At 51.0% G+C, this 13,276-nt stretch carries 10 protein-coding genes; 7 read left to right on the top strand and 3 right to left on the bottom strand.

The annotated features are described in order from the left end of the window. The first annotated feature begins 685 nt into the window (after nt 1–685). The 3 genes from dnaE (at nt 686) to map (ending at nt 5,272) form a co-directional block, all read left to right on the top strand. Nucleotides 686–4,189, top strand: a complete 3,504-nt coding sequence (gene dnaE, locus K1X45_RS00715; protein WP_220159501.1) for a DNA polymerase III subunit alpha — start codon at nt 686–688, stop codon at nt 4,187–4,189. A gap of 76 nt (nt 4,190–4,265) precedes the next feature. Beyond that, nucleotides 4,266–4,478 (top strand): ParD-like family protein, encoded by a 213-nt coding sequence (locus K1X45_RS00720; protein WP_113942878.1) that lies wholly within the window; start codon nt 4,266–4,268, stop codon nt 4,476–4,478. After that, nucleotides 4,475–5,272 carry a type I methionyl aminopeptidase gene (map, locus tag K1X45_RS00725; RefSeq protein ID WP_220159502.1) on the top strand — a complete coding sequence of 266 codons (798 nt, stop codon included), beginning with the start codon at nt 4,475–4,477 and terminating at the stop codon, nt 5,270–5,272. The genes K1X45_RS00720 and map overlap by 4 nt, the downstream gene beginning before the upstream one ends. Nucleotides 5,273–5,317: 45 nt before the next feature. Here map and K1X45_RS00730 read toward each other — a convergent pair whose 3' ends face one another. After that, a complete protein-coding gene (locus K1X45_RS00730; RefSeq protein WP_220159503.1) occupies nt 5,318–5,959 on the bottom strand; it encodes an NAD(P)-dependent oxidoreductase in 642 nt (213 codons plus the stop codon). A gap of 190 nt (nt 5,960–6,149) precedes the next feature. On the opposite strand from K1X45_RS00730, the gene K1X45_RS00735 reads away from it, so the two are divergent. Continuing rightward, the gene (locus K1X45_RS00735; RefSeq protein WP_370627051.1) at nt 6,150–6,602 is read left to right on the top strand and encodes a winged helix-turn-helix transcriptional regulator; all 453 of its coding nucleotides are present in this window, start codon (nt 6,150–6,152) and stop codon (nt 6,600–6,602) included. 146 nt (nt 6,603–6,748) lie between these two features. Here K1X45_RS00735 and K1X45_RS00740 read toward each other — a convergent pair whose 3' ends face one another. After that, complete coding sequence (locus K1X45_RS00740) at nt 6,749–7,144, bottom strand: BspC domain-containing protein (protein WP_220159504.1); 396 nt, start codon at nt 7,142–7,144, stop codon at nt 6,749–6,751. An 883-nt stretch (nt 7,145–8,027) separates the two neighbouring features. Between K1X45_RS00740 and rpsD the strand changes: the two genes are divergently transcribed. After that, nucleotides 8,028–8,645, top strand: a complete 618-nt coding sequence (gene rpsD, locus K1X45_RS00745; protein WP_220159505.1) for a 30S ribosomal protein S4 — start codon at nt 8,028–8,030, stop codon at nt 8,643–8,645. Between the two features lie 157 nt (nt 8,646–8,802). Next, nucleotides 8,803–9,318 carry a single-stranded DNA-binding protein gene (locus tag K1X45_RS00750; RefSeq protein ID WP_220159506.1) on the top strand — a complete coding sequence of 172 codons (516 nt, stop codon included), beginning with the start codon at nt 8,803–8,805 and terminating at the stop codon, nt 9,316–9,318. Between the two features lie 50 nt (nt 9,319–9,368). Here K1X45_RS00750 and K1X45_RS00755 read toward each other — a convergent pair whose 3' ends face one another. Further along, the gene (locus K1X45_RS00755; RefSeq protein WP_075655538.1) at nt 9,369–10,001 is read right to left on the bottom strand and encodes a MarC family protein; all 633 of its coding nucleotides are present in this window, start codon (nt 9,999–10,001) and stop codon (nt 9,369–9,371) included. A 326-nt stretch (nt 10,002–10,327) separates the two neighbouring features. Here K1X45_RS00755 and gyrA point away from each other — a divergent pair, with 326 nt between their 5' ends. Beyond that, nucleotides 10,328–13,126, top strand: a complete 2,799-nt coding sequence (gene gyrA / locus K1X45_RS00760) for a DNA gyrase subunit A (RefSeq protein WP_220159507.1) — start codon at nt 10,328–10,330, stop codon at nt 13,124–13,126. Nucleotides 13,127–13,276 lie beyond the last annotated feature (150 nt).

Here is a 13,276-nt window from a genome sequence, read left to right on the forward strand (position 1 = left end):
ATACGGAAAAAAGAGCTGCGGCTTAAATAGCTGAAACTACAATCAAAAATAAAACAGGCGCTGCTTACATAACCAGGCGGTAAATCAGCGGTTCATATTTCACTAACTATAGATGTTTTTACGTGAACAAAGAGGGGTTGACTGCGGAACAATAATGGAACAAAATGCATACATACAAGAACAAATGGAGTTCATATCATGTCTGATCTGGTTCGTGATGTTATGTCATTTATTTCCATCGGTTTGTTTGTAGCAACTTTTGCTATGTGGCTGGCAGCGTTCTGAGGCTGCACAAAGCCTGATTTAACCAGAGCATGTCGCGGAAAAGTGGGCACTGGTTTTCCTATGCGACATGCGTAAAACAAGAAGATAGAGCGAGCAGAGCGGATACAATTAAACGCGGCACGCTCTGTGTAAAGATGTAGCTGGCTGAAGATATAGCCAGCTAGAGATATAGAATGTGTAATGATTGCCGGAATGTGCTTATGCATCTGGACATCATGACGGCATTGCGGGAAAAAGGATCCGATGAATGTGCGGAGTCTGACAGGCTTCAGTTCATTATCCGGTTTGATTTTCCCGTCTTACAGAACTGTTATTTTGGAAATGCAGTTTCTATGTAAGGCTTTGTACTGCGATACATCACTGCACAAACGGGCAGGCGATGATTGCAATGACGGAGTATATGCCTTTGCCTTCTGATGTTTCTGCCGTAGCTGCTTCTGAATTACCTGCCGGTGCGCCGGTATTTATTCATTTGCGCACGCACTCGGCTTATTCATTGCTGGAAGGGGCATTGCAAATCGGCAAAATTATCGGCCATGCCAAGGATGATAATGCGCCTGCAATTGCCGTAACAGACACGAATAATCTCTTCGGCGCATTGGAATTTGCGCAGAAAGCGTCGAAAGACGGTGTACAGCCGATTATCGGCTGTGTTGTTGATATTGCCTTTGGCGACCATCAGCCGGAAGGCCGTGCGATTAACCGCCGCGATGCGCTGGACTTGTCACCGGTGGTACTGCTGGCTTCCAGTGAGGAAGGCTATGCCAATATGGTGCGGCTGGTCAGCCGCTCCTATCTGGAAACAGAAGCCGGTGATCCGGTGCATATCCGTGCCGACTGGCTGCCGGATTTGTCAGAAGATGTGATTTTTCTGACCGGCGGAGCAGAGGGGCCGATTGGCAAACCGCTCAGCAATGAACGGGAAGAACGTGCGCGCAGCCGCCTCGAATTTTTAAGAAACATCTTTGGCGATCGCCTTTATGTCGAACTGCACCGCCAGCGCGGTTATGACCGCGTGCTTGAATCCAAACTGGTTGATCTGGCCTATGAATATGAGCTGCCATTGGTTGCAACCAATGAGGCATTCTTTAAGCAGAGCGGAGATTATGAAGCGCATGATGCTTTGCTGGCTATTGCAGATGGTCAGGTCATTGCATCAGATGATCGCCGCCGCTTGACACCGGATCATTATCTGAAATCCCAGAGCGAAATGGCGGCATTGTTTGCCGATTTACCGGAGGCTCTGGAAAATACCGTCGAGATTGCACGCCGGTGCCATTGGTACACGCAAACGCGCGCGCCGATTTTGCCACGCTTTACCGGTGAATCCGATGATCCGGAAGCCGCTTTGCAGGCAGAAGCGGACGAAATGGCGCGTCAGGCGCGTGAAGGTCTTGAAGAGCGGTTGAAACTGTTTGGCCTTGCTGAAGGCCATACTCACGAGGACTATCTCAAGCGGCTGGATTATGAAATCGGCATTATCGTCCGCATGAAGTTTCCGGGCTACTTCCTGATCGTTTCGGACTTTATCAAATGGGCGAAACAACAGGATATTCCGGTGGGGCCGGGGCGTGGTTCCGGTGCGGGCTCGCTGGTTGCTTATGCGCTGACCATTACGGACGTTGATCCGCTGCGTTTCTCTCTGCTGTTTGAGCGCTTTCTTAATCCGGATCGTGTATCGATGCCGGACTTTGATATCGATTTCTGTCAGGATCGCCGCGAAGAGGTGATCCGCTATGTGCAAGCCAAATATGGTCGCGATCAGGTAGCGCAGATTATCACTTTCGGTACGTTGCAGGCGCGTGCGGTGTTGCGCGATGTTGGCCGTGTGTTGCAAATGCCTTACGGGCAGGTGGACAGGCTGTGTAAGCTTGTGCCGTCAAACCCTGCCAATCCGGTATCGCTTGGACAGGCTATTAATGAAGAGCCGCGCATTAATGAGGAGCGTGAGAAGGAGCCGGTTGTCGGTCGTCTTCTCGATATGTCGCTGAAGCTTGAAGGACTTTATCGCCACGCCTCCACCCACGCGGCGGGTATTGTTATCGGTGACCGACCATTGTCGGAACTGGTGCCGATGTATCGCGATCCGCGCTCGGACATGCCGGTCACTCAGTTCAATATGAAATGGGTTGAGCAGGCCGGTCTGGTAAAGTTCGACTTTCTTGGTCTGAAAACGCTGACGGTACTCAATACAGCCGTGAAGCTGATTGCCCGTAAAGGTGTCGATATCGATCTGCAAACACTGCCGTTTGATGATCAGCTGACCTATGAAATGCTGTCGCGTGGTGAGACGGTCGGCGTGTTTCAGGTGGAATCTGTGGGTATGCGTAAAGCACTCATCGGGATGAAGCCTGACCGTATCGAGGATATTATTGCGCTTGTGGCGCTCTATCGTCCGGGCCCGATGGAGAATATTCCGACCTATAATGCGCGTAAGCATGGTGAGGAGGAGATTGCCTCTATTCACCCGAAAATCGACCATTTGGTGAAGGAAACGCAGGGCGTTATCGTTTATCAGGAGCAGGTGATGCAGATCGCGCAGGAGCTTTCCGGCTATTCGCTTGGTGAAGCGGATTTGCTGCGCCGTGCGATGGGTAAGAAAATCCGCGAGGAAATGGACAAGCAGCGCGTCCGTTTCGTTGATGGTGCGATTGAAGGCGGTGTCGGCAAGGCGCAGGCCAATACGATTTTCGATCTGCTCGCTAAATTTGCTGACTATGGTTTCAACAAATCTCACGCGGCGGCCTATGCGATTGTTTCTTATCATACTGCCTATCTGAAGGCGCATTATCCGGCAGAGTTTCTCGCCGCATCCATGACCTATGATATGAACAACACGGAAAAGCTCAATGATTTCCGCCGTGATGCCTTGCGTCTTGGTATTGAGGTGGTGCTGCCATCGGTCATGACATCCTACCGTCCGTTTGAAGTCGGCGAAAGTAAGATTTTCTATTCGCTGGCCGCGATCAAAGGCGTTGGTGATGCTGCCGTTGAGCATATTGTTGAAAAGCGGAAAGAAAAGCCGTTTGAAAGCCTTGAAGATTTCTGCGAGCGCGTTGATCCGCGTATGGTCAACCGCCGTGTGTTTGAAAGCCTGATTAATGCCGGTGCGCTGGATTGTTTCGGTGTTGACCGTTCAGCTCTGAGTTCTGGTATGGACAGCCTGATGGCCTATACCCAGCGCACGCAGGAGAACGCCAATAGCGGGCAGTCTGATATTTTCGGTACCGGTCTGGTGCCAAAAGAAAAGCTGCAATTGCCGGTGGTAACCCCTTGGACATCATCAGAGAAACTGCATCGCGAATTGCAGGCCGCAGGCTTCTATCTCTCCGCGCATCCGCTGGATGATTATAATGAAGCACTGCAGAAAATGCGCGTTCAGAGCTGGGCTGACTTTTCCAATGCGGTGAAGAAAGGCGCAACCAACGGTCGTCTTGCCGGAACAGTTATCAGCAAGCAGGAGCGCAAGACCAAGACCGGCAATAAAATGGGCATCATCGCTTTTTCCGATGCCACCGGTCAGTTTGAATCGGTGCTGTTCTCAGAGGCGCTTCAGCAGTTCCGCGACCTGCTGGAACCCGGTCGCTCGGTGGTGATTACCGTTTCTGCTGAAAACCGGCCGGAAGGCGTGAGCCTGCGCATTGCTACAGTTGTGTCACTGGAAGATGAAGCCAGCCGCCTGCAAAAGGCGCTGCGTCTGTTTCTGCGCAACAGCGATGCGCTCGATCAGATCGTGCCTTATTTCAAAACCCGTGGTGACGGTGAGGTCAGCTTTATCGTGATTAAAGATAATGGTCAGCGCGAGGTGGAGGTTGCTTTGCCGGATCGCTACCGCATCAGCCCGCAGATAGCCAGCGCGATGAAGGCGATCAGCGGTGTGGTGGATGTGGAACTCATCAGCTGATCGCTGACTATTATTCGCCTTGAGACTCAATATATGTTTCGTATATAGTATGTATATGAAGCATATGTGAGGCCTTATGGGTATTGTGAATATTGAAGACGAGCTGCATGAGCAGTTGCGTCTTGCGAGCAAGGTGACCTGCCGCTCTATTAATGCGCAGGCTGCCTTCTGGATTAAAATCGGCATGTTATGCGAAACCAATCCGACGCTCAGTTTTTCAGAAATTATGCGCCGTGAGTTGAATGCTGCCGGTGTTGCTGTGTCTTCGCTGAGTGTGAGTGAAGCATGATTAAGCAACCTCAGGAACTGGCGCTGATGGCAGAAGCAGGGCGTTTGCTGGCCTCTGTCTTTGATATGCTGGATAAAACGCCGCTTGAAGGTGTCTCAACGCTTGAGATCAACGACAAAGTCGAGCGCTTTATCATTGAGGATTTACAATCCCGTCCGGCGAGTAAAGGCCAGTATGGCTATGGTTTTGTGCTGAACTCTTCAATCAATCATGTGGTTTGTCACGGTGTGCCGTCACAAACGGATGTGCTGAAAAGCGGTGATATTGTCAATTTTGACATTACACTGGAAAAGAACGGCTATATCGCGGATTCCAGCAAAACCTATTGTGTTGGCGAGGTGAATGCTGCCGCTAAAAGACTGGTGCGCACTGCGTATGAAGCAATGTGGATGGGGATTGCGGCTGTGCGACCGGGTGCGCGGATCGGCGATATCGGCTGGGCGATTGAACATCATGCCAAGCGCAACGGCTATTCGGTTGTGCATGATTATTGCGGTCACGGTATCGGCCGTGAAATGCATGAGGAGCCGCAAATTCTCAATTTCGGTAAACCCAGAACCGGCCTGTTTCTGCAACAAGGAATGGTTTTCACCATTGAGCCAATGCTCAATCAGGGGCGGCGCAATGTGAAGACCGAAGCGGATGAGTGGACTGTCACCACAAAGGACGGGTTACTCTCGGCTCAGTTCGAGCATACGGTTGCAGTGACCGCAACAGGCGTGTCGGTGCTGACCTTGCGTGGGGATGAAAAGAATTCACCGCAGGCGAAACGATTAGGTTTGATAGCAAGTTGATGTGAAAAAGGCGTGCAGTGACTACAGGCCTTTTTATTCTATGTTTTAATATGCTGCGGTGAAGCGCTGGCGGATATATTTGCCCTGTTTCGCTTCATCAAGAATGGCTACTGCCAGATCGCCGACAGTGATTTTGCTTTCGCCCTTATCGTCAAAAACCGGAGAATCTGTGCCCAAGCGGAATGTGCCGGTGGCTTCACCCGGTACCAACAGAATAGCTGGTGAAACAAATGACCAGTCCAGTTCATTCTCAGTTTTCAGATCATTGAGTGCCTGACGGGCACCCAGCGCGCCTTCTTTATATTCCGCCGGAAATTCAGGGGAATCCACCAGCTGAGCGCCGTTGATTTCAAGGCTGCCTGCGCCTCCAACCGCGATCAGGCGCTTGATACCGGCTTTTTTCACAGCTTCAGTGATAGATTTGCTGCCTTTGATGTGAATATTGCGGATGTCGGCTTCCTGCCAGCCCGGATTATAGGCGGAGATTACCAGATCATGGCCTTTTAAAAGGGCAGCCAGTCCGTCTGTGTCGAGAACATCGGCTTTGACAGCAGTGACATTGGCATTGGCAGCAATTTTTTCCGGATGGCGTACAAGGGCGCTCACCTGATGGCCGCGTTTCACGGCTTCATTAAGCAAGGCTGTACCGACATAGCCGCTGGCACCGATGATTGCGATTTTTGACATAGGACTTACCTCATATTATAAGATTGATAAGAATTATTTTTAATTAGGTTACGATAAGTAACTATGTAATATGATTTGAAGTGACTGTGAAGAATGCACTTTAAAGTCAGCAAGTCACTTCAAAGTAACCACCTGCAAATGCGCGCTTTACCGTTCAATTTTACGGTCGCGTGCAATGAAGGAGAAGGTAATGACCTCTCAGATGAATGCCGCGCTGAAGAAAAATTCAGCAGAGCCACAGCATGATGATGGAAATAATACCTCGCCGATTCTGGCTGATACCGCAGGATTTACAGCGGATGAGAACGGTACATGTCCGATCCGCGAAGTGCTGGATCGGGTGGGGGATACATGGAGTCTGCTGGTTATTCTCAATCTTCAGCAGGGTACAATCCGCTTCAATGCACTGCGCCGTCTGATCGAGGGTATTTCGCAGCGTATGCTCACAGTAACTTTACGCTCGCTGGAGCGTGACGGTTTGGTGTTGCGCACTGTACGTCCGACTTCACCGCCGGAGGTGGAATATTCGCTGACTGCATTGGGGCTGTCGCTGGCAAAGCCGATTGACAATCTGGGGCAATGGGCGGTCGACAACCGCCATACCATGCGTGAGGAGCGGGCGCGTTTCGATGCGCAACAATAAATCAAAGGCGCATTGTCAGAGCGTATCCCGAAAACTGAGAACCGGTTTTTGGATAAGATACGCGTAAAAACAAAGAGATAGAACGAGCGCCGTGATCCGGTTTGAATGCAAACCGCTCTGACAATGCGCCTTCCTTTCTTATCGTGTTATTTTTTCACGGTAACGGATACAGAGCGGACTTTGTTTTTACTGACACTGCAGTCGACTGTAATTGCATCCCATGCAGCACTGCCGTTGCGCTGACGGGCTTCGCCGCTGAGCCTGACGGTTACATTGCCGTTGTTGCGGTTCAGTTGCGCAGCATCATAATCGGCTTGCGTAAAGCCGAAGCGGTCATATTTATATTTCTTGTTTTTGGTCAGATCATGCACTGTTGCAGAGCATAAAGCAGTTTCCGGCTTTGCCTTGCTGTCATTGATGGCCAGATTGTAATTGGCTTTAAAGTCAGAGCTCTGTTTTGGCACAGCTTCCGCCTGAACAAGGGAGGATGAACCGATAAGAGAAATTATTACAACAGAGGCTTTAAAAGGAAGAGTTAACATAGCAAATCCTGCCGGTTATTGATTGAATGTAATATACCTGTTGATCGTGATGATCTGATTAATATTGGTTCTTAAAATATCGCTGAAAACTATGATCTATTTTAGTGCAAATGAGGGTTAAAAGCTGCCTTCTATATCATTTTGCAGTAATATGCATCGAGAAGTCTCTGTTTCTCACTTCAAAATCATTTCCATTGATGTGGGTTGTTAAGAGTAAATAAGCAAAAGAAATGACGTCACCATCACCGCAGGAATGAATAAGGCAGCGCCAATGAGAATATTTGAAACAGGCCGGTGAATTGAAATCTTCTTTTTATAAAACTCAAAATTTCTCACGGATTTTATAGTTTGATAGAGTAGCAGATAGGCGCATATGGCGAAAAACCCGATGTTCCAGCCTGATAATTGAGCCGGTGTCGGCCGCCCGGGAACGCCGAGTATCCACGGGATAATGAGAAGGCCGCACAGAACAGCGATTACATCAGGATATATGCGTATTATAAATTTTATCATGCCGATCTCTGTTCTTGGAATGCCGGATATTTAAGTTGAGGCAAGATTCAAAGAATGGCAATGTTGCAACGCAAGAAACCGGCATGTGTTCCGAAACATAAGTGGCCGGTTTCGGATCAAGATACGGAAACAATCCGCTGTCTGCGCCGCAGGCCTTGACAAGACAGGCTTTCACTCCTTAAAAGCCGCTCAGGATTTCAGGGCGTCTTTACAGATTCCCCGTATCTGTTGACGTGTCCCGTGAATAATTGCCACATTCGCTGTCGCAATATTCTGTCAGTCTTCACAACAAGAAGGCAGAGGAGGGCGCGTTTCCTTCGAGCGAGGCAGACAAGCTGCCGCGCCGGTATAACTTTTAAAGGGAAATGCGATGAGTAAGCGCGAATCTTCCAAATATAAAATTGATCGTCGTCTTGGCGAAAACATCTGGGGCCGTCCTAAATCCCCTGTAAACCGTCGTGAATACGGCCCGGGTCAGCACGGTCAGCGCCGTAAGGGCAAGCTGTCCGACTTCGGTATTCAGCTGCGCGCAAAGCAGAAGCTGAAAGGCTTCTACGGCGATATCTCCGAAAAGCAGTTCCGTAAAACTTACGAAGAAGCTGCTCGTCGTAAAGGCGATACCGGTGAAAACCTGATCGGTCTGCTGGAAAGCCGTCTGGACGCAGTTGTATACCGCGCCAAATTCGTACCGACCATTTTTGCTGCCCGTCAGTTCATCAACCACGGTCACGTAAACGTAAACGGTCGTCGCGTTAACATTCAGTCCTACCGCCTGAAGGCTGGTGACGTTGTTGAAGTTCGCGAAAAGTCCAAGCAGCTGGTTATCGTTCTGGAAGCTGTTCAGCTCGCAGAACGCGATGTTCCTGACTACATCGTTGTTGACCACGGCAAGCTGACTGCAACATACAGCCGCGTTCCAGGCCTGTCCGACGTTCCATACGCCGTTCAGATGGAACCAAATCTGGTTGTTGAATATTACTCCCGTTAATCGTGAGTATGGCGGAATTATCCGCTGTGAAATCAGAGCCGCTGCGGATTTCCGCGGCGGCTTTTTTGTTTTGGATAAGCTATCTTTCCCTTTCTTCGGGGAGCTGCCTTATGTATTGTCACGCAAACTGTAAGAAAAAAATCTGGAGTGCAGGTCTATGGCAGGCTCAGTCAATAAAGTTATTCTCGTCGGTAATCTCGGAGCGGATCCTGAAATCCGCCGTCTGAACTCCGGTGAGCCGGTTGCAAACCTGCGTATCGCAACATCGGAAAGCTGGCGCGACCGCCAGTCCGGTGAGCGTAAGGACAAGACCGAATGGCACAGCGTTGTAATCTTCAACGAAAATCTGGCCAAAGTTGCAGAACAGTATCTGAAAAAAGGCGCCAAGGTTTACATTGAAGGTCAGTTGCAGACCCGCAAATGGACAGACCAGAACGGCAATGAACGCTACACAACTGAAATCGTGTTGCAGAAATTCCGTGGTGAGTTGCAGATGCTCGACAGCCGTGGCGAAGGCGGTGGCGGCGGCCGTTTTGAAGGCAGCGGCAGCGGCGGTTCATCGCGCGGCGGTGACTATGGCAGCAGCGGCGGCGGCAATGATTTCGGTCGTTCCAGCCCGCAGCAGCAGTCCGGCGGTTTCAGTCATGATTTGGATGATGACATTCCATTCTGAGATTTATTCTCTCAAAAAGAAAAGCCCGCGTTTGACGCGGGCTTTTTTATTTAGCTTCCTACAATCAGCGAGCGGATACCATCCGCCACAAATTGCACAGCCAGAGCCGCAAGGATAACGCCGAGCAGACGGGTGAGGATGGAGCGGCCTGTTTCCCCCAAGAAACGATCCACACGCTCTGCAAGCAGAAATACGATGTAGGAAAGCACGATACAGGCAAGCAGAATGCCGAGCAAAGCAAGTCTGCTGCCAATGGTCGGAAATGTACCGCCGAGAAGGACTGTGGCGGAGATGGCGCCCGGGCCGGCAATCAGCGGAATGGCCAGCGGGAAGGCGGCAACATTGCGGATATGGTCTTTGGTGATGGCGACCGTCGCGCTTTTCTCATGGCGTTCCTGACGGCGTTCAAAGATCATTTCAAATGCGATCCAGAACAGCAAAAGACCACCGGCAACGCGGAACGCGCCGAGCGTGATGCCGAACAGCATCAGAATTTGCGCGCCGGCAACGGCAAAGAGCGCGAGGATGATAAAGGCGATGATGCTGGCGCGTTTGGCAACCTGTGCCCGTTCGCGGCGATCCATGCCGGTGGTAACGGCGAGAAACAGCGGTGCAAGCCCAGGCGGATCAATGGTTACGAGCAGTGTGACAAAGGCGCTGAAGAGACTGTCATAAAAGCTCATCCGTGTTCCTGTTCTTGTTCTTTATGAATGATTGTAAGAATTATGCCTGTCTTTGCCGTATAAGCGCAAGATGGTTCTTGTGCCGGTTCTGAAAGGCCGATTGATGAAGTATTCTGATGCATTTGCCCCCGTCCCGAACGGGAAACAAGAATATTCTCTGATTTATGCGTGACAGGGTAATAAATATGCCAAAAAAGCACAAAATCGGCTATATTTGGTGTGTATGAAGGCCGCCGCAAGGCAGTCGAAATTTCGTGATTTTGATGTTATGGGATAGAGTACAATCTATCAAAACTAATCGATTCTTTATGAAAGATATTTGAATAGTGACAGACCTTACTCCGCCGCCCGGTTCAGACGAATTTAACGGTATTGAACCGATTTCTATTGTGGAGGAGATGCAGCGGTCCTACCTCGATTACGCTATGAGCGTTATCGTCAGCCGCGCGCTTCCTGATGTTCGTGACGGGTTGAAGCCGGTCCACCGGCGTATTCTCCATGCCATGAATGAGATGGGGCTCGCCTGGAACCGCTCCTACCGTAAATCTGCCGGTGTCGTCGGTGAAGTGATGGGTAAATACCATCCGCACGGTGACGCCTCTATCTATGATGCACTGGTGCGTATGGCGCAGGACTTCTCCATGCGCGAACCACTGGTTGACGGGCAGGGTAACTTCGGTTCCATCGACGGCGACAGTGCCGCTGCGATGCGTTATACCGAGTGCCGTCTGGAAAAAGTTTCCTCGGTTCTGCTTGAAGATATCGACAAGGATACTGTTGATTTTCAGGACAATTATGATGGCCGCGAACAGGAGCCTAAAGTGCTTCCGGCGCGCTATCCGAACCTGCTGGTCAATGGTTCCGGCGGTATCGCCGTTGGTATGGCCACCAATATTCCGCCGCACAACTTGGGTGAAGTGATCAATGGCTGTATTGCCCTGATCGACAATCCTGAAATGTCGCTGGAAGAAATGATCGAAATCATTCCGGGGCCTGATTTCCCGACCGGTGGTTTGATCCTCGGTCGCTCCGGCATTTATTCGGCTTACAGCACCGGTCGCGGTTCTGTGCTGATGCGTGGCCGCGTGACGATTGAGCCGATGCGCAATGACCGCGAATCCATCGTGATCACGGAAGTGCCGTATCAGGTCAATAAAGCGACCATGATCGAGAAGATGGCTGAATTGGTACGCGATAAGCGTATTGAAGGCATTTCCGATCTGCGTGACGAATCCGACCGTGACGGTTACCGCGTGGTTGTTGAACTGAAGCGCGATGCCAATGCTGATGTGGTGCTGAACCAGCTTTACCGCTACACCCCGCTGCAGACCTCTTTCGGCTGCAATATGGTGGCGCTGAATGGTGGTAAGCCGCAGCTTCTGACCTTGATGGAAGTGCTGAATGCATTTGTGCATTTCCGTGAAGAAGTTGTCAGCCGCCGCACCAAGTTCCTGCTGAATAAAGCCCGCGAACGTGCGCATGTCTTGGTTGGTCTGGCGATTGCCGTTGCCAATATCGACGAAATTATTGCGCTGATCCGCCGTGCGCCGGATCCTGCAACGGCGCGTGAGCAGTTGATGACACGCCGCTGGCCTGCAGCCGATATCGCACCGCTGATCCGTCTGATCGACGATCCGCGTCATGTGCTGAATGATGACAGCACTTATAATCTGTCGGAAGAACAGGCACGCGCTATTCTTGAACTGCGCCTGCAGCGCCTGACAGCTCTCGGCCGTGATGAAATCGCTGATGAACTGAATAAGATCGGCGAAGAAATCAAAGACTACCTGTCTATTCTGGCATCGCGTGAGCGCATTCTCGGCATTGTTAAGGATGAAATGGCTGCGGTTCGTGATGAATTCGCCACACCACGCCGTACTGAACTGACCCTTGGCGGCGCTGAAATGGATGATGAAGACCTCATCGCCCGTGAAGATATGGTCGTCACCGTCAGCCATGCCGGTTACATCAAGCGTGTGCCGTTGAATACCTATCGTGCACAGCGTCGCGGCGGTAAAGGCCGCTCAGGTATGGCGACGAAGGACGAGGATTTTGTTACCCGTCTGTTTGTGGCCAATACCCATACGCCGGTGCTGTTCTTCTCCTCACGCGGTATCGTCTATAAAGAAAAAGTCTGGCGTCTGCCGATCGGTACTCCGCAATCCCGCGGTAAGGCATTGATTAATATGCTGCCTTTGCAGCAGGGTGAACGTATCACCACGATCATGCCATTGCCTGAGGATGAGGCAAGCTGGGCAGAACTCGACGTGATGTTCGCTACAACGCGCGGCACAGTGCGCCGTAACAAATTGTCTGATTTCGTTCAGGTCAACCGCAATGGTAAGATTGCGATGAAGCTGGAAGAAGAGGGTGATGAAATCCTCTCGGTCGATACATGTACGGTTAATGACGACGTGCTGCTCACCGCTGCCGGCGGCCAGTGTATCCGTTTCCGTGTGGAGGATGTGCGCGTCTTTGCCGGTCGTAATTCGATTGGTGTACGCGGTATCAATCTGGCAGACGGCGATAAAGTTATCTCCATGGCCATTCTTGAGCATGTGGAAGCGACACCGGCCGAGCGTACAGCCTATCTGAAGCGTGCCGTTGCGGAGCGCCGCAGCCTTGGCTCGGATGATGTGGAAGATATCGCAGTCGTCGGTGAAGACGTGACCGAAGATGCGGAACTCAATGATGAGCGTTATGAAGAGTTGAAAGCCCATGAGCAGACTGTTCTGACAGTCAGCGAGTTCGGTTACGGCAAGCGTTCTTCGTCCTATGAATTCCGTATTTCCGGCCGTGGCGGTAAGGGTATTCGCGCAACTGATACATCGAAAACCGATGAAATCGGTGCACTGGTTGCGCTGTTCCCTGTGGAAGCAAGCGACCAGATCCTGCTGGTGTCGGATGGCGGTCAGCTGATCCGTGTGCCGGTTGGCGGCATCCGCATTGCCGGTCGCTCCACCAAGGGCGTCACCATCTTTAACACCGCTGATGGTGAAAAGGTTGTGTCGGTAGAACGTATTTCTGAAACCGATGATGAAGAGGATGAGACCTCGGAAACCGCCGGCGATCAGGCACCGGTTCAGGAAGTGACCCAAACGGGCGATGAACCAACTGCTGAATAAGTTCTGAAACAAAAAAACGCCCCGTCAAAATGACAGGGCGTTTTTTATTGTGCTTACATAAAGAAAAAGGCGGTGTCTTCTCACACCGCCTTGAAATAAAAGCCTGGACTGGAGGTTCCGGCTGCAACTGCCCTCTGATTAAAGAGGTAT

Origin of the sequence: Pseudochrobactrum sp. Wa41.01b-1 (assembly GCF_019464455.1) — a bacterium.
Lineage (GTDB): Bacteria > Pseudomonadota > Alphaproteobacteria > Rhizobiales > Rhizobiaceae > Pseudochrobactrum > Pseudochrobactrum saccharolyticum.